24 protein-coding genes are annotated in these 25942 nt (G+C 36.5%); 19 read left to right on the top strand and 5 right to left on the bottom strand.

The window, feature by feature from the left end; all coding sequences use genetic code 11:
* Position 1 precedes the first annotated feature (1 nt).
* Together rlmH and rsfS are read right to left on the bottom strand one after the other, a co-directional pair.
* Positions 2–472: a 23S rRNA (pseudouridine(1915)-N(3))-methyltransferase RlmH gene (rlmH, locus tag E2R68_RS07120; RefSeq protein WP_134276848.1), complete on the bottom strand. Its 471-nt coding sequence runs from the start codon at positions 470–472 to the stop codon at positions 2–4.
* Positions 472–798: a ribosome silencing factor gene (gene rsfS / locus E2R68_RS07115; RefSeq protein ID WP_134276846.1), complete on the bottom strand. Its 327-nt coding sequence runs from the start codon at positions 796–798 to the stop codon at positions 472–474. The genes rlmH and rsfS overlap by 1 nt, the downstream gene beginning before the upstream one ends.
* Positions 799–1097: 299 nt before the next feature.
* Between rsfS and mraZ the strand changes: the two genes are divergently transcribed.
* The 16 genes from mraZ to lpxC all read left to right on the top strand — a co-directional run bounded on the left by mraZ (position 1098) and on the right by lpxC (position 19244).
* A complete protein-coding gene (gene mraZ, locus E2R68_RS07110; RefSeq protein WP_134276845.1) occupies positions 1098–1559 on the top strand; it encodes a division/cell wall cluster transcriptional repressor MraZ in 462 nt (153 codons plus the stop codon).
* Positions 1559–2506, top strand: a complete 948-nt coding sequence (gene rsmH, locus E2R68_RS07105; RefSeq protein WP_134276843.1) for a 16S rRNA (cytosine(1402)-N(4))-methyltransferase RsmH — start codon at positions 1559–1561, stop codon at positions 2504–2506. Before mraZ ends, rsmH begins: the two co-directional genes overlap by 1 nt.
* Entirely contained in the window at positions 2507–2821 is a 315-nt protein-coding gene (ftsL, locus tag E2R68_RS07100) for a cell division protein FtsL (protein ID WP_134276841.1), read from the top strand.
* Positions 2818–4650 carry a peptidoglycan D,D-transpeptidase FtsI family protein gene (locus E2R68_RS07095; RefSeq protein WP_134276839.1) on the top strand — a complete coding sequence of 611 codons (1833 nt, stop codon included), beginning with the start codon at positions 2818–2820 and terminating at the stop codon, positions 4648–4650. The genes ftsL and E2R68_RS07095 overlap by 4 nt, the downstream gene beginning before the upstream one ends.
* A complete protein-coding gene (gene murE / locus E2R68_RS07090; RefSeq protein ID WP_134276837.1) occupies positions 4650–6182 on the top strand; it encodes a UDP-N-acetylmuramoyl-L-alanyl-D-glutamate--2,6-diaminopimelate ligase in 1533 nt (510 codons plus the stop codon). The genes E2R68_RS07095 and murE overlap by 1 nt, the downstream gene beginning before the upstream one ends.
* Positions 6183–6184: 2 nt before the next feature.
* Positions 6185–7645, top strand: a complete 1461-nt coding sequence (locus E2R68_RS07085) for a UDP-N-acetylmuramoyl-tripeptide--D-alanyl-D-alanine ligase (protein ID WP_134276835.1) — start codon at positions 6185–6187, stop codon at positions 7643–7645.
* A gap of 49 nt (positions 7646–7694) precedes the next feature.
* Positions 7695–8777 carry a phospho-N-acetylmuramoyl-pentapeptide-transferase gene (mraY, locus tag E2R68_RS07080; protein WP_134276833.1) on the top strand — a complete coding sequence of 361 codons (1083 nt, stop codon included), beginning with the start codon at positions 7695–7697 and terminating at the stop codon, positions 8775–8777.
* Between the two features lies 1 nt (position 8778).
* Entirely contained in the window at positions 8779–10104 is a 1326-nt protein-coding gene (gene murD / locus E2R68_RS07075; RefSeq protein ID WP_134276831.1) for a UDP-N-acetylmuramoyl-L-alanine--D-glutamate ligase, read from the top strand.
* Positions 10105–10106: 2 nt separating this feature from the next.
* Positions 10107–11363: a putative lipid II flippase FtsW gene (gene ftsW, locus E2R68_RS07070; protein WP_134276829.1), complete on the top strand. Its 1257-nt coding sequence runs from the start codon at positions 10107–10109 to the stop codon at positions 11361–11363.
* Positions 11356–12423: an undecaprenyldiphospho-muramoylpentapeptide beta-N-acetylglucosaminyltransferase gene (gene murG, locus E2R68_RS07065; RefSeq protein ID WP_134276827.1), complete on the top strand. Its 1068-nt coding sequence runs from the start codon at positions 11356–11358 to the stop codon at positions 12421–12423. Before ftsW ends, murG begins: the two co-directional genes overlap by 8 nt.
* Positions 12424–12444: 21 nt before the next feature.
* Positions 12445–13905 carry a UDP-N-acetylmuramate--L-alanine ligase gene (murC, locus tag E2R68_RS07060; protein ID WP_134276825.1) on the top strand — a complete coding sequence of 487 codons (1461 nt, stop codon included), beginning with the start codon at positions 12445–12447 and terminating at the stop codon, positions 13903–13905.
* A complete protein-coding gene (locus E2R68_RS07055) occupies positions 13905–14825 on the top strand; it encodes a D-alanine--D-alanine ligase (protein ID WP_134276823.1) in 921 nt (306 codons plus the stop codon). The genes murC and E2R68_RS07055 overlap by 1 nt, the downstream gene beginning before the upstream one ends.
* A 3-nt stretch (positions 14826–14828) precedes the next feature.
* Entirely contained in the window at positions 14829–15572 is a 744-nt protein-coding gene (locus E2R68_RS07050) for a cell division protein FtsQ/DivIB (protein ID WP_134276821.1), read from the top strand.
* A 99-nt stretch (positions 15573–15671) separates the two neighbouring features.
* Positions 15672–16916, top strand: a complete 1245-nt coding sequence (ftsA, locus tag E2R68_RS07045) for a cell division protein FtsA (RefSeq protein WP_134276819.1) — start codon at positions 15672–15674, stop codon at positions 16914–16916.
* Between the two features lie 70 nt (positions 16917–16986).
* Positions 16987–18210, top strand: a complete 1224-nt coding sequence (gene ftsZ / locus E2R68_RS07040; protein ID WP_166738827.1) for a cell division protein FtsZ — start codon at positions 16987–16989, stop codon at positions 18208–18210.
* A gap of 104 nt (positions 18211–18314) precedes the next feature.
* Positions 18315–19244 carry a UDP-3-O-acyl-N-acetylglucosamine deacetylase gene (lpxC, locus tag E2R68_RS07035; protein WP_134276815.1) on the top strand — a complete coding sequence of 310 codons (930 nt, stop codon included), beginning with the start codon at positions 18315–18317 and terminating at the stop codon, positions 19242–19244.
* A gap of 90 nt (positions 19245–19334) precedes the next feature.
* On the opposite strand, the gene E2R68_RS07030 is transcribed toward lpxC, so the two are convergent.
* Positions 19335–19799, bottom strand: a complete 465-nt coding sequence (locus tag E2R68_RS07030; RefSeq protein ID WP_134276813.1) for a DUF721 domain-containing protein — start codon at positions 19797–19799, stop codon at positions 19335–19337.
* Positions 19800–19928: 129 nt separating this feature from the next.
* On the opposite strand from E2R68_RS07030, the gene E2R68_RS07025 reads away from it, so the two are divergent.
* The 3 genes from E2R68_RS07025 to mutT all read left to right on the top strand — a co-directional run bounded on the left by E2R68_RS07025 (position 19929) and on the right by mutT (position 24071).
* Positions 19929–20750 carry a M23 family metallopeptidase gene (locus tag E2R68_RS07025; RefSeq protein WP_243834625.1) on the top strand — a complete coding sequence of 274 codons (822 nt, stop codon included), beginning with the start codon at positions 19929–19931 and terminating at the stop codon, positions 20748–20750.
* 129 nt (positions 20751–20879) lie between these two features.
* Entirely contained in the window at positions 20880–23603 is a 2724-nt protein-coding gene (gene secA, locus E2R68_RS07020; RefSeq protein ID WP_134276809.1) for a preprotein translocase subunit SecA, read from the top strand.
* An 84-nt stretch (positions 23604–23687) separates the two neighbouring features.
* The gene (gene mutT / locus E2R68_RS07015) at positions 23688–24071 is read left to right on the top strand and encodes an 8-oxo-dGTP diphosphatase MutT (RefSeq protein ID WP_134276807.1); all 384 of its coding nucleotides are present in this window, start codon (positions 23688–23690) and stop codon (positions 24069–24071) included.
* 16 nt (positions 24072–24087) lie between these two features.
* On the opposite strand, the gene E2R68_RS07010 is transcribed toward mutT, so the two are convergent.
* Both E2R68_RS07010 and nadC read right to left on the bottom strand, forming a co-directional pair.
* Positions 24088–24939 (bottom strand): DNA ligase, encoded by an 852-nt coding sequence (locus E2R68_RS07010; protein WP_134276806.1) that lies wholly within the window; start codon positions 24937–24939, stop codon positions 24088–24090.
* 83 nt (positions 24940–25022) lie between these two features.
* Positions 25023–25877 (bottom strand): carboxylating nicotinate-nucleotide diphosphorylase, encoded by an 855-nt coding sequence (gene nadC, locus E2R68_RS07005; protein ID WP_134276805.1) that lies wholly within the window; start codon positions 25875–25877, stop codon positions 25023–25025.
* Between the last annotated feature and the right edge of the window lie 65 nt (positions 25878–25942).

Raw genomic sequence — 25942 nt, 5'->3', positions numbered from 1 at the left:
TTTACTCTCTATGATATGGATGGTTAATGGTTAATGTAAATGCGCGATATAAACTTTCTGCTACTAAGATCCTAACAAGAGGATGCGGTAATGTTAGTGCAGAAAGAGACCAACGCTGTTCTGATTTTTCTATACATTCAGGAGCCAAGCCCTCCGGCCCCCCAATTAATAAGCTAATGTTTCGCCCATCATGTTGCCACTTGGTCATTTCAGAGGCTAATTGTTCGGTTGTCCAAGATTTCCCCGTTACTTCTAACGTGACAATTTTGTTACCTTTTGGAATGGCTTCTAAGGTTAATTCACCTTCTTTTTTTAAAATGCGTTTAATATCTGCATTTTTGCCACGTTTACCTGCGTTGATTTCCAACAACTCAAGTTGCATCTCTTTTGGGAAACGCCGTGCATATTCCTGGTAACCTTTTTCAACCCAGTCGGGCATTTTTGTGCCTACTGCAATTAGCTGAATTTTCATTAAGCAGTTTCAGTCCATAATTTTTCTAACTGATAAAATTGACGAGTTTCATCTTGCATTACATGCACAACAACGTTACCCATATCAATTAATACCCATTCGCTGCCTTCAAGGCCTTCAACACCAAGTGGTACTTCACCTGCATTTTTTGCTGCTAGTGCAGTTTGTTCAGCGATTGAGCGAACGTGACGTTTTGAAGTACCAGTACAGATGATCAAAGTATCAGTTACATCTGAGATACCAGCTACATCAATAGTTACGATTTCTTTTGCTTTCATATCTTCAAGTTGATTGATGATAAATGCTTTTAATTGTTCGTCTTGCAAGGGGATTTCCTTCCGAGTTTATTAGTTAAATTGTTTTTAGCGGCGGAGTATATCACGCAACTTATTCATTGGTTGCCTTTTGAGATTAATTTCACTTTTTTATTAACTGATATAGCGCACAAATTAAACGTTTGCCAAATAAATGTGTGATGCAGATCTTAATTTAATATTAAGGATTGCTTGCAATAATGTGGTAGTTTATTAGACTGAGTGGATAAAAGTGGGGTAAAGTGTCATTTTGTGGATCTTTTTCTTCAAAAATGCATAATTAATTTATCAATTAATGGGATTAAATAATCATGTTACGTGGTGCAAATGCCATCAATCTTGACACTAAAGGGCGTATTGCGATCCCAACTCGGTATCGTGATTGGCTTTCTGATACCTGTCATGGTCAATTTGTATGCACTATTGATTTCCAAACTCAAAATTGTTTGTTGCTTTACCCATTGCACGAATGGCAATTAATAGAAAATAAATTACGTGGTCTATCGAGCACTAATCCACAAGAAAGACGTATACAACGATTAATCTTGGGCCATGCGACCGAGTGTGAGTTAGATAAAAATGGCCGCACATTAATTGCCCCTACGCTACGTCAACATGCAGGTTTAGATAAAAAAATAATGTTAGTTGGGCAATTAAATAAATTTGAAATTTGGGATGAGCAAGTATGGCATCAACAAGTTCAGCAAGATCTACAAAGTGACATGTCGTTAGGCATGGAATTAAGTGATTCTCTCAAGGAGTTCTCGTTCTAATGAGTGAGCATATAACCGTATTATTAAATGAAGCCGTTGATGGATTAGCGATTAAACCCGATGGTATATATGTAGATGGAACTTTTGGCCGTGGTGGTCACTCGCGTCATATTTTATCAAAACTAGGCCCTAAAGGTCGTTTAATTGCTATTGATCGCGATCCGCGTGCAATAGCAACTGCCGAAGCATTAAAACTAGAAGATAGCCGTTTTGAGATCGTTCATGGTCCTTTTTCTGGCTTAGCTGAATACGTTAAAGAATTAGGTTTAGCGGGAAAGATTGATGGGGTTCTTTTAGATCTAGGCGTTTCATCTCCTCAACTTGATGATGCTGAGCGTGGATTTAGTTTTATGCGCGATGGGCCATTGGATATGCGTATGGATCCAACAACGGGGATCAGTGCTGCTGATTGGTTAGCAAAAGCTGATGTTGATGATATTGGTTGGGCTTTAAAAACCTTTGGTGAAGAGAAATTTGCTTATCGTATTGCGAGAGCCATTGTTGCGGATAGAGATGAAACACCGTTTACACGTACTTTGCAACTTGCACAATTAATTGAACGTCTTTGTCCTAAACGTGAAAAGAAAAAGCATCCAGCAACGCGCAGTTTCCAAGGTATTCGTATTTATATCAATAGTGAATTAGAAGAGATCCATAAGGTATTAGACGGTGCGTTGGATATCTTAGCAATTGGTGGTCAGCTATCTGTGATCAGTTTCCATTCTCTTGAAGACCGCATCGTAAAACGCTTTATTCGTAAGCAAGAAAAAGGGCCTGAATATCCTGCTGGTTTGCCATTAACCGATGCACAAATGCAAGATGGGAAAAATTTAAAGTCAGTGGGTAAGGCAATTAAGCCAACTGCTGAAGAAGTTGATGCAAATCCACGTTCTCGTAGTTCAGTTTTACGTGTAGCAGTGAAATTAAGACAGCCAGAGGTGAAGTAATTGTCAGGGAATCGCGATAATTTATTACTACTAATATTAGCTGATTTACGTCATTACGTGGTCATTGTTATTTTAGGGATTTTAATATTAATCAGTGCGTTATATAACATTTATACCACACATGAAACACGTGAACTCGTTACTAAAAAAGAATATTTATCACAACAAAAAGACAACTTAATGATTGAATGGAGAAATTTGCTTATTGAAGAGCATACACTCGATGAACATAGTCGGATCCGCTCTGTTGCAATTCATAAGTTATCAATGGCACAACCAACAAAAAATAATAGTGTATTAGTGGAAATCCGATGAATAGAAGACGTACTCCATCAAAACCCAAGGTGATTTCGCAAACTAGAAAGAAAAAAGTTTACGATAATTATTCTTCTGGCCGATATATTTTTGTCGCAGTGGCAATGGGATTAATTGCTATTGTGTTAATTGCGCGTCTTGCATTTATTCAAGTGATTGAACCTGAATACTTATCTAATCAAGCTGATAAGCGTAGCTTACGAATTACCGAATCCATTGCACATCGAGGCAATATAGAAGATCGTAATGGTGAAGAATTAGCTGTAAGTGTACCAGCTTATGCTATATGGGTTGATCCGAAACAAGTTAAAAAACATTTTGCTTTTACCCGCCAAGAGTGGAAAGACAGCATTGTTGTTAATCCTAAAACGGGTGTAGAACGCTATACAAAAAAATATTTTTATGAATCTAAGAAATGGCCTGCGTTAGCGGAAGTACTGGATGTTAATATTGATAATATTGCAGCTATGATTCAAAAACCAAACTCTCGATTTGCTTATTTAAAACGTCAAGTTAACGATCCTATTGTTAAATACATCAAACAATTAAAATTACCAGGCATTGCTAGTCAATTAGAGTCTCATCGTTTTTATCCAACAGGTGAAATCAACGCTAATATTTTAGGGTTAACTGATTTAGATGCACAAGGTATTGAAGGAATTGAGAAAAGTTATAATAAGTTTCTTCAAGGGCAAAGTGGCGAAAGACGAGTACGTAAAGATCGTTTAGGTAATGTGATTGATAATATTGCCGTGGTCAAAGAAAAAAAATTAGCGGGTAATTTACAATTAACAATTGATCAACGTATTCAAGCTGTTGCGTATAGTGAATTAAAGCGCGCAGTTAAAATTAATAATGCATCATCGGGCTCTATTGTAGTAATTGATATTCACAATGGTGAAATTTATGCGATGGCTAACTACCCATCGTTTAACCCTAATGATCGCAATCAATATCAAGCTTATAAATTACGTAATCGTGCAATAACAGATACATTTGAACCTGGTTCAACAGTAAAACCTTTAGTGGTTGCAAGTGCGTTAATTAATCATAAAACAAACCCAGATGAGATTGTTGATACTAATCCAGGTTGGATGCATGTAGGTGGTCGTAGAGTACGTGATGGACACAATTATGGAAAAATCAGTCTCGCTAAAATACTTAAAAAATCGAGTAATGTCGGTGTAAGTAAATTAGCATTACGACTCAAACCTGATCAATTACAGCAAACCTTTGCTGACTTTGGTTTAGGTAACGATACCGGTATTGGGTTAATTGGTGAAAGTGCTGGGCGTTTACCTATTCGTCACCGTTGGTCTGATTTTGAATTAGCAACTATGTCATTTGGTTATGGCATTACAGCAACAACTTTACAGCTTGCAAAAGCGTATTCAATTTTAGGCAGTGGTGGAATGGAATATCCTATTTCTATTATTAAAAGTGCTACGCCTGCCGTTGGACGACAAGTGATTCCTAAACATATTGCATTAGAAGTTGTTGGCATGATGGAAGGTGTTACCGAAGTTGGTGGTACTGCACGTAAAGCCAAAGTTGATGGTTACCGAATTGCAGGTAAAACGGGGACATCTAGGAAAGCTGTTGCAGGTGGTTACGGTGATGATTATGTTGCTGTATTTGCAGGTATAGCACCAGCAACTCGTCCTCGTTTTGCTATTGCAGTTATGATCAATGAGCCTCAAGGTGATCGATATTATGCCGGTGATGTTGCGGCTCCTGTATTTGCAGCGGTTATGAAAAGCTCTTTATTACTATCACATGTATTACCGGACGATCGTGATCAAAGTTATACTTATTTGGAGGCTAAATAATGGCTAATAAGATTGTGCAGCAGGAAGAACAACACTGTACGGTTACTTGGTTATTATCACCTTGGTTTGATATTTCATTAACTCATCATATTGTTGGTATGAATTTAGATAGCCGTTATCTTAAAAAAGGTGAATTATTTGTTGCCTTGCAAGGTGCTGTTACTGATGGTCGAGCATTTATTAATACAGCAATTGATGCTGGCGCAAGTGCTGTATTATCTGAAACGATGGATAGCACATTAAACGGACATATCGATTTTCAATCAAATATACCTATTATTCATATCTTTGAATTAAATAAACTACTTAATGCGATTGCTATGCGCTTTTATTTTCCTGATGCTAATTTACATGGTGTAACAGCAGTAACAGGTACCAATGGCAAAACCACTATTGCAAGCTTATTGGCGAATAGTTATATGCTATTAGGGCTACAAAGTGCTCAAATGGGGACTATTGGCAATGGTTTGTATGGTCAATTAGAAGTAAGCTTAAATACGACATTAGATGCCATCTCCGTTTGCCATAAATTACAACAATACCAAGCTCAAGGTGCGCAGCATACTATCATGGAAGTGTCTTCTCATGGCCTGTTACAAGGGCGTGTTGCTGCAATTCCTTATACTACAGCCATTTTTACCAACCTAACTCGCGATCATCTAGATTATCATGGCACGATGGAAGCTTATGCTGCTGCTAAAAAAATGTTATTTGAAAATTTCCCATTGAAGCACCGTATTATTAATGCCGATGATTTAACGGGACAAAGTTGGTTAATAGAATACCAAGATGCCATCGCTTATGGTTTTCATGCTAGTGCTAATTTGCCATGTAAGTCTTATTTTAAAATAGAAAAAGTACAATATTTAGCCCAAGGGTTAGTTTTTGAATTTGAATCTAGTTGGGGCAAAGGAACAATACAAACCCCATTTTATGGTGATTTCAATGTAATGAATATTGCTGCTGTGAGTTGTGCTTTATTTGCTGATGGTTTTACTGTCGATAAAATTCAAGAGGTCCTCGCTAAACTTACTGTTGTACCAGGGAGAATGGAGCAATATTCTTTTAAAAAGCAGCAAGTAACATTCGTCGTTGATTATGCCCATACACCAGATGCCTTAGATAATGCACTAAAAGCCTTACAATGCCATAAACAACAAGGTCGTATTATTGCCGTTTTTGGTTGTGGTGGTGATCGTGATAAAGGTAAACGTCCTGAAATGGCTAAAATCGCAGAACAAGGAGCTGACTTAGTCGTTATTGTTGATGACAATCCTCGAAGTGAAAATGCTCAAGCCATCGTAGAGGATATTAAAGCAGGTCTTATATCCCCTGAAAATGCAATTGTTATTCACGACCGCAAGCAAGCAATTACACACTTATTAGCAGCATCACAAGCAAACGATATTATTTTACTTGCGGGTAAAGGGCATGAGGATTATCAAATCTTTGGTGATAAAAAAGTGCATTATAGTGATCGTGAATGCCTGAGTGAGTTATTAAGTTTAAATAATAATATGCAGGAACTATAAATATGATCAGCATTTCTATTGATGATATCTGTCAAGCAACTCAGGGTACTTTAAAAGAGAGTGCGCAATTAATAGAGTCAAATTCTTTAACGGTTAATAATGTCAGCACTGATACACGTACTATTAAGAAAAATGATCTATTTATTGCTTTAAAAGGTCCTTCATTTAATGCGCATGATCTATTAAATGTTGCTATTGAAAAAGGTGCCTCCGTATTACTTGTTGAACGTCACAATAAGGTTTGCCTTTCTGGTGCAGTGATTATTGAAGTAGAAGATACAAGAATTGCCTTAGGATTATTAGGTCGCTTCATTAAACAAAAGATTGCTAATTTAAAATGTGCGGCTATCACAGGTAGCAATGGCAAAACAACTTGTAAAGAGTTATTAAGTTCAATTTTAATCGCTCATTGTGGCGATGCTAATAAGGTTTTAGCGACTGCTGGAAACTTTAATAATGATATCGGTTTACCTTTAACATTACTTCGATTAGAAACTCAGCATGAGTTTGCTGTCGTAGAACTAGGCGCTAATCACATAGGTGAAATTGCTTATACATCTGGGTTAGCGCAGCCTGATGTTGCTTTAGTTAATAATATAATGCCAGCACATCTGGAAGGTTTTGGTTCTTTAGAAGGTGTTGCTAAAGCAAAAGCTGAAATATGGTCAAATTTAAATACTTCTGGTATTGCTGTTGTGAACTTAGATGCTAGTTTTGCTGAGGACTTTGTTAAACAATTACAAAATAAAAAACAATGTTTCTTAGGTTTTTCTAGTCAAGAAAACAAACAAAATTTTATTAATGCAGATGTATTTGCATCAAATATCCAATTTAATGAGTTAGGGAAAGCTAGTTTCACGCTTAATATTAAGCATGCAGATGTAGTTGAAAAAATAGATGTAACATTAAATCTACCTGGTCAACATAATGTGAGTAATGCTTTAGCTGCTAGCACAATGGCATTTGCGTTAGGCTGTTCGTTATTGGATATTCAACAAGGACTCAATACATTACAACAAGTTGCAGGACGTGTTAACAGTACTGAACTTTCTCTAAAACTGACCGTTATTGATGATACCTATAATGCTAATTCATCATCTGTTAAAGCTGCCATTGATCTATTAAGTCAATATAAGTGCAAACGTGTATTGATTTGTGGCGATATGGGGGAATTAGGCGAATATGCTGAAAACGAACATCAATCTGTAGGCGAATATGCTCATCAGCAACAGATTGATAAATTATTTACCGTTGGAAGTTTGAGTCAACTTGCTACAAGTGCGTATAATGCGGCTTCTCAAAGTGCAGGTGCAGAACATTTTTTAGATAAACAATTGCTTAAATTAGCAATGAGTAATTATTTTAAAAATGAACAAGTTAAAACAGTGGTACTTGTTAAAGGATCACGTAGTGCAAAAATGGAAGAGATCGTGACTTTCATTAAGGACAATTTTAGCGCGTGAGCCACTTTTCCAATCGTTGGTAAACAGCTTTATAAAATAGGATTTTAAGATGATAGTCTGGTTAGCAGATCTACTTTCAAGTCATTACACTTTCTTTAATGTACTTACATACCTATCCGTTAGGATGGTGTTAGCAACATTAACGGCGCTTGCGTTTTCTTTATGGTTTGGCCCTAAATTAATACGTTATTTACAAAGCCAACAGATTGGTCAAGTGGTACGTGACGATGGTCCAGAATCTCATTTTAGTAAAGCTGGTACGCCAACAATGGGCGGCGTACTAATTTTAGCGTCAATTGTGTTAAGTACTTTGTTGTGGGCAAGATTAGATAACTTGTATGTTTGGATTACATTATTCACAACCGTTGCTTTTGGTGGCATTGGTTTTGCTGATGATTACTTGAAAGTAGTCCGTAAAAATCCAGATGGTTTGGTTGCTCGTTGGAAATACTTATGGCAGTCAGTTGCGGCATTAGTAATTGCTGTTGTTTTATACCTAACTGCTATAGGAGATGCACAATTAACACTTGTGGTTCCTTTCTTTAAAGAATATATGCCATATTTGGGGGTTTTATTTATTCCTCTTGTTTATTTTACAATTGTGGGAAGTAGTAATGCGGTTAACTTAACTGACGGTTTAGATGGATTAGCCATTATGCCAACAGTAATGGTTGCCTCTGCTTTTGCATTAATCGCATATTTAACAAGCCATGTTAATTATTCTCATTATTTATTTATTCCTTATATTCCACAAGCTAGTGAGTTAGTCATTGTGTGTGGAACTATTGCTGGTGCTGGGTTAGGGTTTTTATGGTTTAACACTTATCCTGCACAAGTATTTATGGGCGATGTTGGTTCATTAGCATTAGGTGCCCTATTAGGTGTGATTGCAGTGCTGGTTCGTCAAGAATTTTTATTAGTTATTATGGGCGGTATTTTCGTTTTAGAAACTGTCTCGGTTATTTTACAAGTTGGCTCATATAAAATGCGGAAACAGCGTATTTTTAGAATGGCGCCAATTCATCATCATTATGAGAAAAAAGGCTGGCCTGAACCTCGTGTGATTGTTCGTTTTTGGATCATTACTATTGTTTTGGTATTGATTGGATTAGTTACTCTGAAGGTACGTTGATATGCACGAACAGCAAATTGCTATTATAGGACTAGGCACGACAGGATTGTCATGTGTCAATTTTTATCGTCATAAAGGAATTTGCGTTACTGTATTTGATACTCGAGCTGTCCCTCCTGGAGCAGATCAACTAGATGATTCAACGGAGCTTATCACAGGGCCATTATCAGCTGAATTATTATCACAATTTAAAACGTTAGTCGTTAGCCCTGGTATTGCTGTTGCGACACCAGCCATTGCCGCGGCAATTAACTCTGGTGTTGAGGTTATTGGGGATATCGAGCTATTTGCTCGAGAGTTGCAATTAGCTAAATACCAAAATGCAAAATTAGTCACCATCACTGGCTCCAACGGAAAAAGTACGGTAACGAGTTTACTTGGTGAGATGGCTCTTAACGCAAACGTTAATGTTGCTGTAGGCGGAAATATTGGTGTGCCTGCTTTAGATTTATTACAAGAAGGTACCACTCTTTATATATTAGAATTATCCAGCTTTCAATTAGAGACAACTGAATCGTTGAGTGCGACTATTTCAACAATTTTGAATGTGAGTGAAGATCATCTTGATCGTTACACAAGTTATCAAGCTTATACTGCAGCAAAACATAAAATTTATGAACAAAGTCAGTCGATTTTAATTAATCGAGATGATCCTTTAACCTTTAGTACAAAAAAACCTCAATTCAGTTTTGGTTTTGATGAGCAAGAATATGGCATTATCAAGCAATCTGCAGTGTTTTATTTAAGTTTTAATCAACAACCTCTATTAGCTTGTTCTGAACTAAAACTAAGTGGTAAGCATAATTGGATGAATGCTCTAGCTGCATTAGCACTGGGTCAACAAGTTGATTTGCCAATGCCAGCTATGCTGAACACATTGCGGTCTTATACTGGGCTGAAACACCGTTGTGAGTTTGTAAAAGAGGTGTCAGGTGTTCGTTGGATTAATGACTCTAAAGCAACCAATGTTGGTGCGACTGAAGCAGCATTGTTAGGTTTGTCAGATACGATCCAAGGTAAAGTACATGTGATATTGGGTGGTGATGGTAAAGGAGCTGATTTTTCTGAACTATCTTCTGTATTAGCTGAAATTAAAGGGGAGATTGTTTGTTTCGGACAAGATGGACATTTAATTGCTAAGTATCATCAAAACGCCATTTTAGTTGATAATTTAGAGCAAGCCGTTAAACATATAGCTAAGTATGGCGTTGAAGGAGATTTAGCTATTTTAACACCAGCATGTGCCAGTTTAGATATGTATAAAAACTTTATGGCTCGTGGCGATCATTTTGTTCAATTAGTTGATTCACTCACGGGAAATATCTAATAATGTGGCAAAAAATTTGCGCTAAACTATCTAGTGTATTAACACTGTTTAAAACTAATCCTAATAGGCCTATTCCTGCATATGATAGGTCCTTATTAGTACTGGTATTTACTTTGATGGGCATTGGTTTAATTATTGTTACCTCGTCTTCTATGCCTGAAGGGATTGCTTTATCGGCTGACCCATTCCGTTTTTTTAAACGACATTTTATCTACCTCATATTATGTTTATTTTTTATTGCTGTTGTTATATCCATTCCAATTGATCGTTGGCATAAATATACCCCTCATATTTTAGTGGCTTCAACAGGTGCACTTATATTGGTCTTGGTGGTTGGTACTGAAGTAAATGGTTCTTTACGTTGGTTACGCCTTGGTCCTCTTAATATTCAGCCTTCAGAGTTTGCAAAGCTTGCAGTTACTTTATTTCTTTCTAGTTATCTTATACGTCGTCAAAAAGAGGTTGTGGATACTATTAAAGGCTTTATGAAGCCCCTGTTTGTTTTGGCCATATTAGCTTTATTATTATTGTTACAACCGGATTTAGGGTCGACAGTTGTAATTGTTGTGATCATGATGGGGATGTTATTTATTGCTAATGCCCGAATGATCTCTTTTGTAGGAATTGCCGTTGCTTTATTGTCTGTCATTATATTATTAATTGTAACCTCTCCTTATCGTATGGCGCGTGTATTTGGTTTCTTAGACCCATGGGCAGACCCTTTTGGTCGAAGTTACCAATTAACTCAATCTTTAATGGCCTTCGGACGAGGTGGTTGGTTTGGTGAAGGTTTAGGTAATTCGGTTCAAAAATTAGAGTATTTACCAGAAGCTCATACTGATTTTATCATGGCAATCCTAGCCGAAGAATTAGGATTTATTGGTGTGAGTATAGTGATCATCTTAGAGTTTGTTTTAGTTTATAAAGCATTTTCTATTGGTAAAAAAGCACTTGATAAAAATGCATTTTTTGCAGGGTATGTGGCTATTGGTATCTCTATTTGGTTTGCTTTCCAAACTGCCGTTAATATTGGTGCTGCTTCTGGTATTGCCCCAACAAAAGGACTTACATTGCCATTAATTAGTTATGGCGGATCAAGTTTAATAACCATCGCTATTGCCGTTGGATTACTCTTACGTATTGATTTTGAAACTCGAATAAGCTCGTCACAAGCTCGAATTATTACACCACCTGGTAAAAAGAAAGCTGAAAATAAAAAAGTATCAGAAAAGAATGCTGAGGTGGTAGAAAATGAATAGTACTAAAAGCTTATTAGTGATGGCAGGTGGAACAGGAGGGCATGTCTTTCCTGGTTTGGCTGTTGCTAATAAATTAAAAAGTGAAGGTTGGAAGGTCAGTTGGTTAGGAACTGCTGCAAGAATGGAAGCTAAATTAGTACCTGAGCATGGTTTTGAAATTGATTTTATTGATGTAGCTGGCGTAAGAGGGAATGGTATTAAGCGTCTATTGGCGGCACCATTTCATATTATTAAGTCTATTTTTCAAGCTCGTAAAGTATTAAAGAAAAGAAAAGTTGATTTAGTTTTGGGAATGGGAGGATTTGCGAGTGGACCTGGCGGCATTGCTGCTTGGACTTTAGGTATTCCCGTTGTTTTACACGAGCAAAATGCAACGGCAGGGATGACCAATCGCCTACTATCTCATTTTTCTAAAAAGGTACTAATGGGTTTTACAGGTGCATTTTCTGATGAAAAGGCTATTTTGGTTGGTAATCCTATTAGGCAAGAGCTTTTGAATTTACCGAATAAAGTGTTTAGTCCAGCTGATTCTACCTTAAAAGTCTTAGTCATTGGCGGCAGTTTAGGCGCCAAAGTATTAAACGACATAGTACCACAAGCATTATTAGATTTTGATGCAACACAAATATCTGTATTACATCAAACAGGTAAAGGCAATTCTGAAGCTATTTTAACAACTTATCAGAAAACGAATATTGATTATCAAGTACAAGATTTTATCACTGATATGGCCCAAGCTTATACATGGGCGGATCTAATTATTTGTCGTGCAGGTGCCTTAACAGTGGCTGAAGTTTCAGCGGTAGGGCTTCCAGCCATCTTTGTTCCTTTGCCACATGCTGTTGATGATCACCAAACAAAAAATGCACAAAGCTTAGTTAATGCTAATGCAGCTATGTTGATAGCACAAAAAGAGTTAAATCATAAAAAATTAAGTGAATCTTTGCTGACATTAAGCCAAAATAGGCAATTGCTTATAAATATGAGCCAAAACTGTAAAAATGTAGCAATTAGAGATGCAACGGAGCAAGTCGCTGCTGTTTGTAATGCCTTAGTATAAATATATTGAAAGTGAAGTCCGATGATAAAAATTGAATTAGCAGAAATTCGTACCATGATCCCTGAAATGCGACGTGTAAAACAGATCCATTTTGTCGGTATAGGTGGTGCTGGAATGGGCGGCATTGCAGAAGTATTAGCTTATGAAGGTTACAAAATAACGGGTTCTGATATTGCTGAAAATACTGTTGTTAAGCGCTTACGTTCGTTAGGGGCTGAAATTTTTATTGGTCATGCACAAGAAAATATATACGGTGCGTCAGTGGTTGTTGTTTCAACCGCTATTAATTTAGAAAATCCTGAGCTATTAGCTGCACAACAAGCCCGTATTCCAGTTGTCCGTCGTGCTGAAATGTTAGCTGAATTAATGCGTTATAGACATGGTGTTGCTGTTGCAGGTACGCATGGAAAAACGACAACAACCAGTTTGATTGCAAGCATCTATCGCGAAGCTAATTTAGATCCAACATTCGTGATTGGTGGCTTATTAAATAGTGCTGGTACCAATGCAAAATTAGGTCAAAGCCGTTATTTAATTGCAGAAGCTGATGAAAGTGATGCTTCATTTTTACATTTACAACCAATGGTTTCAGTGGTGACAAATATTGAAGCTGACCATATGGATACTTATCAAGGTGACTTTGAGGTTTTAAAGGATACATTTGTGACCTTTATTCAAAATTTACCTTTTTATGGTACTGCTGTTGTTTGTTTAGATGATCAAGTTGTAGAAGAGTTGATCCCACGCTTTGCTCGTCAATGTGTCACTTATGGTTTTCATGAACAAGCTGATGTACGTATTTCTGAGTTTAAACAGACAGTAAATAGAAGTGAATTTATAGTACATCGAGCAAATCGTCCCGATTTAACCATTCGTCTAAATTTACCTGGTAAACATAACGCATTAAATTCAGCAGCGGCAATTGCTGTTGCAATGGAAGATGATATTCAAGATGATGCAATTTTATCTGCGTTAGAAAGCTTTGAAGGAATTGGAAGACGCTTTGAACAATATGGGGAGTTTGAAACTGGACGCGGTAAAGCAATGCTTGCAGATGACTACGGACATCATCCTACTGAAGTACAAGCGACTATTAACGCTGCACGCGAAGGTTGGCCAGAAAAACGATTAGTTATGGCTTATCAACCACATCGTTATTCACGTACACGTGATCTTTACGAAGATTTTGCTCATGTACTGTCACAGGTTGATCAATTATTATTATTAGACGTGTATGCTGCAGGCGAAGCTCCAATTGCAGGTGCTGATAGTCGTTCATTATGTCGAACTATCCGCCAACAAAGTGGCAAAGAGCCAATTTTCGTACCTTCTCCTGAAGCGTTACCTGGTGTTTTAGCAAATATTATTGAAGATGGTGATCTTGTACTAACACAAGGGGCTGGAAATATTGGCGCCGTTGTTAAAACGTTAGCTGAGTTAAAATTAGATATACAAAAAATGAAACAAGTGAGTGCTAGCTAATGAAGAACGATTTTGGGAAAGTGGCTGTTTTATTTGGTGGTAACAGTGCTGAACGTGAAGTTTCGTTAAACTCCGGCAATGCAGTTTTAAATGCATTAATACGTGGAGGGGTTGATGCTCATGGCATCGACCCTAAATTCAATGATATATCTCAAATAAAAGCACAAGGGTTTGAGCGTGCATTTATTGTTCTACATGGACGAGGTGGGGAAGATGGCGTTATTCAAGGTTTTCTTAGCGCTTTAAATATTCCTTTTACAGGAAGTGATGTATCAAGCTCTGCTATTGGAATGGATAAAGCAAAAACCAAACAAATTTGGCAATGTTACGGATTACCTACTGCTAACTATCAAATTATTGTCAAAGAAAACTTTGAGTCAGCATCTGCTGCCGATATACTAGAGCAATTATCGGGTGCGGTAATGGTTAAACCGATACACGAAGGTTCGAGTATCGGTATGGCAAAGGCTGAAAACCCAGAACAACTAATTGCTGCATTAGAAGAGGCTTTCAAGTTTGATGATAAAGTCTTATTAGAATCGTGGATAACCGGTGATGAATTCACTGTTTCCATGCTTAATGGTAAAGCGTTACCCGCAGTTAGTATGAAAACAACTAATCAATTTTATGATTATCAAGCAAAATATCAATCAACAGAAACACAATATTTATGTCCATGTGGATTATCTGATGAAGAGTTAACTGAACTTAATTTGTTAGCTGAAGAAGCATTCAAAACTATAGGTTGTAGTGGTTGGGGACGAGTTGATTTTATGCGAGATAGTGATAAAAATTGGTATTTATTGGAAGTGAATACGGTACCGGGAATGACTGAAACAAGTTTAGTACCCAAAGCAGCAAAAGAAGCAGGTATAAGTTTTGATCAGCTTGTTTTAGACATTTTAAAGCAAACTTTATAACTTATGTGGCAAAAATTAAAACAAGTAAAAATAAGCAAATGGATTAGTTTCTTTATTTTTTTGCTTTTGATTTTTTCCTTACAAGATGCTTTTTTTAAATTAAAATTTTGGTTAACGGATCAGCAATCTTCTCCTTTAACATCACTTGTGTTAACGGGTGATAGGGAACACATAACTTATGATGTTGTAAGAGATGTATTAATTAAACAAGAAGATAAACTTAACTTTTTTACATTAGAAATTTCTGATATACAAAAACAATTAGAAGCAATGCCTTGGGTGTACTCTGTTTCTATTCGTAAGCATTGGCCTGATACGATTAAAATTCATATTGTTGAGCAAACTATTGTGGCCTCTTGGAATCAAAAAACATTATTAAATCGTTTTGGTGAGATAATAAATGTAATACCGAGTACCGATGATGAATATATTGCGTTGTCTGGGGAAAATGAGCATTCAGAGCAGGTATTGAATACTTACATGCAATTAAAGCAGTTAATTGAACCAAGCCATTATCGTATTGCAGCATTAAGTAGTGATAAGCGTAATTCAACAGCATTAGTTTTAAAAAATGGTATTACTTTAAAGTTAGGAAAAGAACAAAAACTAGAACGTATTCAGTTGTTTTTAAAAGCGTTTCCTCGAATTACAAAAAACTATGATATTAATAATATCGAGTATGTTGATCTACGTTATGACACTGGGTTAGCTGTTGGATGGAAAGATATAAAAAAAAATAAAAAATAGTGCTCATCTATCCGAGCTTGTGCCTGATAAAGCATCTTGAGGTAATATGGGTGTGGAGTTAATTCTGCTCTCCTTAATAGAGAATATGGTGATAAAAGAATGGAAAATAATTACACAGTTGGTGTAGACATTGGTAGCCATAAAGTGGTTGTCTTAATCGGTGAATTATTAGCGAACGATGCAATTAATATAGTCGGTGTAGGTACTGCTCCTTCAAAAGGAGTTGATAAAGGCTCCGTTACTAATTTAGATTTAGTAGTTGAATCGATTACAAGTGCATTAAAAATAGCTGAAGAGATGGCAGATTGTCGTGTTTCATCTATTAATTTATCTATTTCTGGTGCTCATATTGAATCAATCAATGAAGCTGGTACATGGGCGATTGAAGAAAATGAAGTTACTGCCTATGATGTAGAGAGCGTTATTCATAATGCACGTTCAATCAAAATTCGTGATGAGCAACGTTTATTGCATGTGATACCACAAGAATATGCTCTCGATTCACAAAGTCGCATTAATAATCCGATTGGTTTATCTGGGGTTAAATTAAAAGCTAATGTGCATTTGATCACTTGTCATAATGATTTAGTTAAAAATTTAGAAAAAGCAGTTGAACGTTGTGGACTTATAATTGACCAACTTATCTTCTCTGGTGTTGCATCGAGCTCTGCTATTTTAAGTGAAGATGAAAAAGAGTTGGGTGTGTGTATGATCGATATGGGTAGCGGTACAATGGACTTGTCCATCTATATTGCCGGATCGTTACAACATAGTATGGTTTTAGATTATGCTGGTAACTCTGTTACTAATGATATTGCGATTGCCTTCAGCGCGCCGCCAGCTTCTGCTGAAAAAGTAAAAGTAAACTATGGTTGTTTAGATCGTTCATTAGTAAAAGATGATGAAATTATTGAGTTACCAAGTGTAGGTGGACGTGCCGCACGTAGTTTGCAGCGTTCTATTTTAGTTGATGTTATCGAACCTCGCTATAGTGAGCTATTAACGTTAGTTAAAAAAGAAATTTATAAGATCAACGATAAGTTCGCTCGTGAAGGTTTAAAGCAACAATTAGCCGCTGGTGTAGTTATAACGGGCGGTGCTGCACAAATTGAAGGATTGGTTGAGGTTGCTGAAGAAGTTTTTGGTAATATCCAAGTTAGAATAGGTAAACCACAACATATTCAAGGATTATCTAATGATGTAGATTCTCCTGCTTATTCAACGGCTGTTGGTTTATTACGTTATAAAAATGGTGATTTTATAGGGGAAGAGGAAGCTGAACCTGAAAATCGCTTTACAAGTTTATTCGGTAAAGTAAAAAACTGGATAAAAAAAGAATATTAGTTATCAAGTTTCATGGATTGGGTGGTAACAAACGATGTCACAAGAAGTTAATAGAGTGGAAGAGAGTCAAATGTTTGAAATAATCGATGATGAAGAGCATTCAGCACAGGCCATAATTAAAGTTATTGGTATTGGTGGCGGTGGCGGTAACGCAATCAACTATATGATTGAAAAAGGTCTTACTGGCGCAGAATTTATTGCGATGAATACCGATGCTCAGGCATTACGTTCATCAAAAGCAGACATTCGTCTGCAATTAGGTACTAACATCACTAATGGTTTAGGTGCTGGAGCAAATCCGGAGATTGGTTATAAATCTGCATTAGAAGATAAAGAGCGTATTCGTGAGATTGTTGCTGGTGCCGATGTAGTCTTTATAGCTGCAGGTATGGGTGGTGGTACTGGTACTGGTGCTTGCCCTGTGGTTGCTGAAATTGCCAAAGAAGAAGGCGCACTAACTATTGGTGTAGTTTCAAAACCTTCTTTGTTTGAAGGCCGCAAGCGTATGAATTACGCAACTCAAGGGATTGCACGTTTATCTGAAAATATTGATTCTTTATTGATCATTCCAAATGATAAGCTACAAAAATCATTGCCTCGTGGGATTTCATTCTTAGATGCATTAAGTGCAGCTAATGGCGTACTTTACGATGCTGTTTCAGGTTTCTCTTCAATCATTAATAATGAAGAAAGTACAATTAATATCGATTTCGCAGATGTTCGTACAGTTATGACTGAAGCTGGTACAACGGCTGTAATGGGAATCGGTGTTTCTTCTGGTGAAAACAGAGCTGAAGAAGCTGTTGAAGAGGCTATTTCGTGTCCACTATTAGAAGATGTCGATTTATCTGACGCGCGTGGTGTATTAGTACACATTGTTGCTGGTATTGACTTTAGCTGGGATGAATACCACATCGTTGGTGATGCACTAAAACAATTTGCTTCAGAAGATTCGCAAAATATCATCGGTGTTACGGTTGATCCTGAGCTTGATAGTGGTGAATTACACGTTACTGTTATCGTGACAGGGATTGGTGAGCGTAAATCAGATTTAAGTGTTGTGAAAAGTCCAATACTGGATGCTAAGAAAACATCAACAGAAAATGCAGAGAAAAAAGTGGAAACACACACTGTCTCAAATGAAGGTGAAGAAGCGACAGAAAAAGATGTTTCTGAAGTAGAAACTGAGCTAGAGCCTGAAGTTGTAGAGCCTATTGCTGAAGTAAAAGATAAAACAGGCACAGAAAGTTATTTAGATATTCCTGCTTTCTTAAGACGTCAAGCTGATAACTAATTTGCTTAGCAGTACTTAAGGTAAGTGCGAATATAAAATGTTTGTGATAAAAGTCACAAACTGCTATAATATGTCGCAGAGAATATCGTAGTGGAGGTCGTAAGATGATTAAACAGAGAACGTTAAAGAAAAGTGTAAAATCAACTGGTATTGGTTTGCACTCAGGGAATAAAGTAACTATAGAGTTTCACCCTGCACCTGCAAACACAGGTATTGTTTATCGTCGTATTGATCTAGACCCTGTAGTGAGCTTTAAAGCTCATGCACAAGCCGTACAAGAAACTTTATTATGTACTTGTTTAGTTAATGAACAAGGCGAAAAAATTTCTACTGTTGAGCATTTATCTGCAGCATTGGCTGGTTTAGGTATTGATAACATCATTATTGACGTTGATGCACCTGAGATTCCTATTATGGATGGTAGTGCAAGTCCTTTTATCTTTTTACTGCAGTCTGCTGGTATTGAAGAATTAAATTCGGCTAAAAAGTTTATTCGAATTAAGAAAACAGTACGTGTTGAAGATGAAAAAGAAGGTAAGTGGGCTGAATTACATCCTTCAGATAAAGGTTTCAGTTTAGATTTCGAAATTGATTTTGATCATCCTGTTTTTGAAGGTCAAAACCAACACGTCGAAATGCAATTTTCTGGTGATTTATTTGTTAAAGAGATAAGTCGTGCACGTACTTTTGGATTCATGAAAAGTGTTGAATACCTTCAGTCTAACAATTTAGCATTAGGTGCAAGTTTGGATAATGCTATTGGTTTAGATGAGTTCAGAGTATTAAATCCTGAAGGCCTACGCTATGAAGATGAGTTTGTAAAACATAAAGTATTAGATGCAATTGGTGATTTATACTTATCTGGATATACTATTTTAGGTCATTTAAAAGCTTATAAAACAGGACATGCTTTAAATAATAAACTGTTATGTGCTTTATTAGCAGATCAAGAAGCATTTGAAATGGTTACATTTGAAGAACCTGTAAGTGAATCTCCAGTACAATATATAGAGCCTGTATTTGTTTCTGCTTAATGTTATAAATTAGCTGCTTTAGTTGTTAAATTTAAAAGCCATTCTATGTAAATAGAGTGGCTTTTTTGTTTCGCTATTAATAAAAATAAATTACTCCTTTTTATTAGTAGAGAACTTTGCAAGTGATTGTAGCGCTTTCTTTAATTTGGGATCGGCATTTTCCGCTAAAGCCAAAAAAGAGTCCGCAATGTCCTTACTCATTTTTTGTGCTCGTTTTGGGATAGGTTTATTTTTTTTTAATACAGATGGACTAACTTTAGCAAGTTCTGGGTTCACTTTTATTTTAATACTGATTAATGATGAGTGGTGTTGTCGCAACTCACTTAAAATATCGCTACGTATAAATTGTAATCGTTGGAGCCAAATAGAAGTAGGACTTTCTATAATCAAGCTCCCATTTTCAATATTTCCTATACGACAACCACTGATTTGGTGTTGTTTCAAAAACCTTTGTAGTATTATGTCCAATTTGCTTATCAATGATGTGCTTTGTTGGTAATTATTTTTTTTTAATAATGATGCAATGGATTTAGGTTGTTTTTTATGTGTTGTCATAACAGCCATTAATAGTGAATTAGGTTTATGAGTATAACGGTTATTTATAATAGGAAGGAATCTAAACATAGCTTTTCTATTAGCAGATCGACATTTATTTTTATTTGTGTGTTTACTATTGCAGTTTTAATGACAAGTGCCTGGCTATTGCAATCTCATTACCACCAACAACTGACTCAGCATAAAATTGAGTCAGTTAATGAAAGAAATCTACTAAAACAGCAATATTTACAGTCTATCCAATCTCAGACAAATCAAGAATTACAAGCCTTGGCAGCTAAAATCGGGCAATTACAGGCAGAAAGTAACCGTTTGAATAGTTTAGGTGAACGCGTTATTGAAAAATCCAACTTACCTAAAGAAGAGTTTGATCTTGAACAGGATATTCCTTTAGGGAGTGTTTATTATCCATCACTATTGAAGAAACCTGAGTTACCGTTATTGAAAAAAAATGTAGCACAGCTCTCATATCAATTTAAAAATAGTCAAAATCAATTACAACAGCTTGAATTCGCATTAAACAATCACCATCTCATTGATGAGCTATTTATTTCAGGGCGTCCTATTTCAGGAAAAGGTTCTTGGATATCTTCCCCGTTTGGTACTAGAGCGGACCCTTTTACAGGACGTTTACGTCGCCACCGAGGTGTTGATATTGCAGGTTATACAGGAATGCCTATCGTAGCTACGGCTGCAGGTGTTGTAACAGCCGCTGAAAAACATAGTGGTTATGGTTTAATGGTTGAAATTAATCATGGTAATGGATTTGTCACGCGTTATGCTCACGCAGAGGCATTAATTGTTTCTGTAGGAGCTGTTGTTGAAAAAGGACAGCAGATTGCTGTTATGGGGAGTACAGGACGTTCTACTGGGCCACATGTGCATTATGAAGTTATAAAAGATGGCCGACAGATTGATCCAAATTATTATATACATAGATTACCAAGCTAGAGCCGATAGTTATTTTTTAGGAAGCTTATTAAGTTTAAAGAGCAGATATAGACTCAAATTATTTTAGACATAGATTGCCAAGCTAAATTACAACTTTTTTATTCAATTTTTTACAATGAGAAAAGCAAAATGATCACATCGCTAATAACAAAAATAATAGGCAGTCGCAACGACCGTTACCTTAAGAACTTACGTAAAGTTGTTAATGAAATTAATAAATTAGAGCCTGAGATAAAAGCTCTTTCAGAAGAAGAACTTAAGGCTAAAACAGCTTATTTTAAAGAGCGTTTAGCAAATGGCGAAACAATTGATGACATTCTGGTTGAAGCTTTTGCAGTTGTACGCAGTGCATCTGAGCGCGTTTTTGGTATGCGTCATTTTGATGTTCAGCTGATTGGTGGCATGGTTTTAAATGAAAATAAAATTGCAGAAATGCGTACTGGTGAAGGTAAAACATTAACAGCAACATTACCAGCTTACCTTAATGCCCTAACGGGGAAAGGGGTACATGTTATTACGGTTAATGATTACCTTGCTCGTCGTGATGCAGAGTGGAATGCACAGTTATTTGAGTACTTAGGGCTAACGGTTGGCATTAACTTATCCGGTATGAGTGGTGAAGAAAAACGTGCGGCTTATGCTGCGGATATTACATACGGCACAAATAATGAATTTGGCTTTGATTATCTTCGTGACAACATGGCTTTTGAAGCATCACAACGCGTAATGCGTGGTTTAAACTTTGCAATTGTCGATGAAGTAGACTCAATCTTAATTGATGAGGCTAGAACACCATTGATCATCTCTGGCCCTACGGATGGTGATGCAACACTTTATACTAAATTGAATAGTATTATCCCATTGCTTACAAAACAGGATAAAGAAGATACTGAAGAGTACATTGGAGATGGTGATTTCACTGTTGATGAAAAAAGTAAACAGGTGTTATTAACTGAACGTGGACAAGAAAAAGTTGAGCGCATATTACAAGAGCGTGGTCTATTAGATGAGAATCAATCATTATATTCAGCTTCAAGCATTAGTTTATTACATCATGTTAATGCAGCGCTGCGTGCTCACACCTTATTTGAAAAAGATATTGAATATATTGTTTCTGAGCAAGGTGAGGTTATCATCGTTGATGAACATACTGGTCGTACTATGCCTGGCCGCCGTTGGTCAGAAGGACTACATCAAGCTGTAGAAGCAAAAGAAGGTGTTCAAATTCAAAATGAAAACCAAACGCTTGCTTCAATTACATTCCAGAATTATTTCCGTATATATGAAAAATTAGGCGGTATGACTGGTACTGCGGACACCGAAGCATTTGAATTTCAATCTATTTATGGTTTAGAAACCATTGTTATTCCAACTAATCGCCCAATGGTGCGCAAAGATGGTGGTGATTTAGTTTATTTAACAAGTCTTGAAAAATACCAAGCGATCATTAGTGATATTAAAACGCGCTTAGAGCGTCGTCAGCCAGTATTGGTTGGTACAGTATCTATCGAAAACTCTGAGTTATTATCTAATTTAATGACTGAAGCGAATATTAAACATAGTGTCTTGAATGCTAAGTTCCATGAAAAAGAAGCTGATATCATCGCTCAAGCTGGTGCATTAGGTTCGGTTACGATTGCAACTAACATGGCTGGTCGTGGTACTGATATTGTGTTAGGGGGGAATTTACAAAATCGTTTAGAGAAACTAGGTGAATTGACTGAAGAACAAATTCAAGCCGAAACCGCAGCTTGGAAAGAAGATCAGGCGGCAGTATTAGCAGCCGGTGGTTTGTATATCATTGGTACTGAGCGTCATGAATCACGTCGTGTTGATAATCAATTACGTGGTCGTGCCGGTCGTCAAGGTGATGCCGGTGAAAGTCGCTTCTACTTATCAATGGAAGATTCATTGATGCGTATTTTTGCATCTGAAAAAGTATCTAATATGATGAAAAAATTAGGTATGGAAGACGGTGAAGCAATTGAACATCCATGGGTTACGCGTGCTATTGAGAATGCTCAACGCAAAGTGGAAGGCCGTAACTTTGATATGCGTAAATCACTATTAGACTTTGATGATGTTGCAAATGATCAACGTAAAGTTGTTTATCAACAACGTAATGGTGTGATGGATAGTGAAGAGATAACTGAAAACATTGAACAAATCTGGGGTGATGTATTTAATTCTTGTATTGATGAATATGTTCCACAGCAGTCACTAACAGAGCAATGGGATTTGGAAGGCCTTGAAAAACGATTAAAACAAGATTTCCTTATCGAATTACCAGTACAGCAATGGTTAGTTGATGATGCAAATCTACAAGAAGAAACTATTCGTGAAAACATTGTTGGGCATGCAAAAGCTGTTTATCAAGAGAAAAAAGAGCAAGTAGGCCAGTCTATTATTGCCGGATTCGAAAAATCAGTTATGTTACAAACCATTGATACATTATGGAAAGAACATCTATCGGCAATGGATCATTTACGTCAAGGGATTCATTTACGTGGTTATGCTCAAAAAGATCCAAAACAAGAATATAAACGTGAATCATATGGTTTGTTTATTGAAATGTTAGAAAACTTAAAATCTGATGTTGTTGGTATTTTGTCTAAAGTACAAATTCAGAGTCGTGAAGAAGCACAAGCGATTGAAGAAAAACGTCGAGAAAATGATGCAAAAGCTAATTTACAATTTCAACATGCACAAGTAGAAGGAGAGGCAGATTCTGCTCATCAATCTGAAGAATCTTCTGATACCTTTGTTCGCCAAGAAAAGAAGGTAGGACGTAACGAAGCTTGCCCATGTGGTTCAGGTAAAAAGTTCAAGCAATGTCATGGTAAACTAGGTTAATAAAAATTAATGACCAAGTTAAAGGTGGTACTTCTTTGAAGGCCACCTTTTTTATTACCTAAATATTTATTAAGAGGACGCAACATGCAGCAACAAACTATTAGTATTGCTATTGTAAGAAATCATCATGAGCAGTTCCTGATTAGTCGTCGACAAGCAGGCCAGCATTTAGCGGGTAAATGGGAGTTTCCTGGAGGAAAGGTAGAAAACGGAGAAACAACTGAGAATGCAATGATTCGAGAGTTAAAAGAAGAAGTCGGCCTTACTGCTATTGACTATCAGTTATTCGATGCATTAGATTTTCAATATGACGAGCTACATCTAAGTTTACATTTCTACCTTGTTACAACTTTTGCATATGATGCCGTTGCACAGGAAGGGCAGGTAATTAAATGGGTTAGTGGCGCAGAGTTAACTGAATATGACTTTCCTAAGGCTAATATGAGCGTTATTCGACGATTACTTTGATTTTTCCTAAGGTGTATTAATAGATAACACGTACGCGCATATAAGAAGCAAACCGAGGAATATTGTTACGTGTTTTTCCTGTAAAACGATAGGTAATAACACTGCCAATAGCAGGTGGTGATTTTCGTTCTTGATCACTAAATCCAGATCCTATTTTAAATCTTATTCCTTCTTTAGTTTCAACTAGAATAGCGCCTAATAAACCTTGATATTTACCTTTACCGGGTATATGAGCAATGATAATTGCTTCCGCATCTTCAAATTTTTTCAATTTCATTAAATCGCGGTTACGTTTTGTTTGATATAAAGCGCCTTGGTGATGCAACATCAAACCTTCTCCACCATCCATTACTGTTTGATTTAATAATATTTGTAAGGTTTGGTTATCCTTTATTTTTTGCTGTTTTATTATCTGTAAATAAGGGGAGTTTGCTTGCTCAACCAAGTGTTGCATTCTTGTAATACGTCGCGAGAAAGGTTCTTTATTATTAGGTAAATCAAAAATCATATATGTGACTTGCTGCCATTGTTCATTATGATTATTTTGAGTGCGTACAATTCCTGATACTTTTTCAAACTCTTGTCTTGCTATCCATAATTCACCATCTAAAGGTTCTTTGGGAAATGAGCGAGTAAACCAAGCTGGCGCAGTAAAAATATTTCCTTGTCTAGATATTAATTTATGACCATCCCAATATGCTCTTACTCCGTCTAATTTTTCACTAACATAATATTGTTCAATATTAATTTCATCTCGAAATTGAGTTGCCAATTGAATAGGAGGGGATTGGGCATAGCTTGGAGAGTGAATAAATAATGCAGAAATAATAAATCCAATAGAGAATAATTTTTGCTGTAATAAAAACATAAATTCCACCTATATCTTATTAAATTAATCTTTTAATAAGTGTAGATGGAATTATGAGAGTAGATTATTTATTAATACTTTTCTTATTCAGATATAAAGCGCATAGATAAATCAACAGCGTGTACGTGCTTGGTTAATGCTCCTACTGAAATATAATCAACGCCAGTTTCTGCGTAACTTAAAATAGTATTGCTATCGACATTACCTGATACTTCTAAATCAGCTCGTTGTGCATTACTCTGGTTAATAGCAACTGCTTCTTGCATCATAGGAATGGTGAAATTATCTAGCATTACACGCTGAGCCCCTGCATTAAGTGCTTGTTTAAGCTCATCGATACTTTCGACTTCAACTTCCACCCAACGTTCTGGGTGATGTTGATTAGCCGTTTTGATTGCTTCACTGATCCCACCACAAGCCATAATATGATTCTCTTTAATTAAATAGGCGTCATATAATCCAATACGGTGATTAAATCCGCCACCACATTTGACTGCATATTTTGATGCATTACGTAAGCCTGGTAAGGTTTTTCGGGTATCTAATAACTTACATTTTGTGGTTGCGATTAAATCCGAGTAATACTTTGTTGTAGTAGCAATCCCAGAAAGCGTTTGAATGAAATTTAATGCACTACGTTCACCTGTTAATAACGTTCTTGCTGGACCTTCAAGTGTAAAAAGAGGGCTGTTGGCACTAACAAAGACACCATCATCAACATGCCATGTAATTGTGACATTATCACCTAATTGACGAAAGACTTCTTGAGCCCATGCTTTACCACAGAAAACAGCATCATCACGTGTTATGACAGTTGCTTTAGAAAGCTTATCCGCTGGGATTAAATTAGCAGTAATATCACCATCACTGGCTGATAATCCATTTAAATCTTCGTGTAAAGCCAACGTAACACTTTGTGCAATTTCTTGTTCAACCATGGTAAATTCCCAGACAGCAATAAAAAATGAAATATTACCTTAATGGCCTTTGAATACCAATGATC

Origin of the sequence: Psychromonas algarum (genome assembly GCF_004376845.1) — a bacterium.
Classification (GTDB): Bacteria; Pseudomonadota; Gammaproteobacteria; order Enterobacterales; family Psychromonadaceae; genus Psychromonas.
Note: the sequence above shows the minus strand (reverse complement) of the source record. Positions and strands in the feature narration are given on the sequence as shown.

What these genes read in the sequence shown, in the direction of transcription:
- ftsA (WP_134276819.1), top strand. Translation starts at nt 15,672, where the DNA reads ATGGAAAATAATTACACAGTTGGTGTAGACATTGGTAGCCATAAAGTG.
- murD (WP_134276831.1), top strand. Translation starts at nt 8,779, where the DNA reads ATGCACGAACAGCAAATTGCTATTATAGGACTAGGCACGACAGGATTG.
- E2R68_RS07055 (WP_134276823.1), top strand. Translation starts at nt 13,905, where the DNA reads ATGAAGAACGATTTTGGGAAAGTGGCTGTTTTATTTGGTGGTAACAGT.
- murG (WP_134276827.1), top strand. Translation starts at nt 11,356, where the DNA reads ATGAATAGTACTAAAAGCTTATTAGTGATGGCAGGTGGAACAGGAGGG.
- E2R68_RS07050 (WP_134276821.1), top strand. Translation starts at nt 14,829, where the DNA reads ATGTGGCAAAAATTAAAACAAGTAAAAATAAGCAAATGGATTAGTTTC.
- murC (WP_134276825.1), top strand. Translation starts at nt 12,445, where the DNA reads ATGATAAAAATTGAATTAGCAGAAATTCGTACCATGATCCCTGAAATG.
- secA (WP_134276809.1), top strand. Translation starts at nt 20,880, where the DNA reads ATGATCACATCGCTAATAACAAAAATAATAGGCAGTCGCAACGACCGT.
- rlmH (WP_134276848.1), bottom strand. Translation starts at nt 472, where the DNA reads ATGAAAATTCAGCTAATTGCAGTAGGCACAAAAATGCCCGACTGGGTT.
- lpxC (WP_134276815.1), top strand. Translation starts at nt 18,315, where the DNA reads ATGATTAAACAGAGAACGTTAAAGAAAAGTGTAAAATCAACTGGTATT.
- mraY (WP_134276833.1), top strand. Translation starts at nt 7,695, where the DNA reads ATGATAGTCTGGTTAGCAGATCTACTTTCAAGTCATTACACTTTCTTT.
- E2R68_RS07010 (WP_134276806.1), bottom strand. Translation starts at nt 24,939, where the DNA reads ATGTTTTTATTACAGCAAAAATTATTCTCTATTGGATTTATTATTTCT.
- E2R68_RS07030 (WP_134276813.1), bottom strand. Translation starts at nt 19,799, where the DNA reads ATGACAACACATAAAAAACAACCTAAATCCATTGCATCATTATTAAAA.
- rsmH (WP_134276843.1), top strand. Translation starts at nt 1,559, where the DNA reads ATGAGTGAGCATATAACCGTATTATTAAATGAAGCCGTTGATGGATTA.
- E2R68_RS07085 (WP_134276835.1), top strand. Translation starts at nt 6,185, where the DNA reads ATGATCAGCATTTCTATTGATGATATCTGTCAAGCAACTCAGGGTACT.
- murE (WP_134276837.1), top strand. Translation starts at nt 4,650, where the DNA reads ATGGCTAATAAGATTGTGCAGCAGGAAGAACAACACTGTACGGTTACT.
- E2R68_RS07025 (WP_243834625.1), top strand. Translation starts at nt 19,929, where the DNA reads ATGACAAGTGCCTGGCTATTGCAATCTCATTACCACCAACAACTGACT.
- mraZ (WP_134276845.1), top strand. Translation starts at nt 1,098, where the DNA reads ATGTTACGTGGTGCAAATGCCATCAATCTTGACACTAAAGGGCGTATT.
- ftsW (WP_134276829.1), top strand. Translation starts at nt 10,107, where the DNA reads ATGTGGCAAAAAATTTGCGCTAAACTATCTAGTGTATTAACACTGTTT.
- E2R68_RS07095 (WP_134276839.1), top strand. Translation starts at nt 2,818, where the DNA reads ATGAATAGAAGACGTACTCCATCAAAACCCAAGGTGATTTCGCAAACT.
- mutT (WP_134276807.1), top strand. Translation starts at nt 23,688, where the DNA reads ATGCAGCAACAAACTATTAGTATTGCTATTGTAAGAAATCATCATGAG.
- nadC (WP_134276805.1), bottom strand. Translation starts at nt 25,877, where the DNA reads ATGGTTGAACAAGAAATTGCACAAAGTGTTACGTTGGCTTTACACGAA.
- ftsZ (WP_166738827.1), top strand. Translation starts at nt 16,987, where the DNA reads ATGTTTGAAATAATCGATGATGAAGAGCATTCAGCACAGGCCATAATT.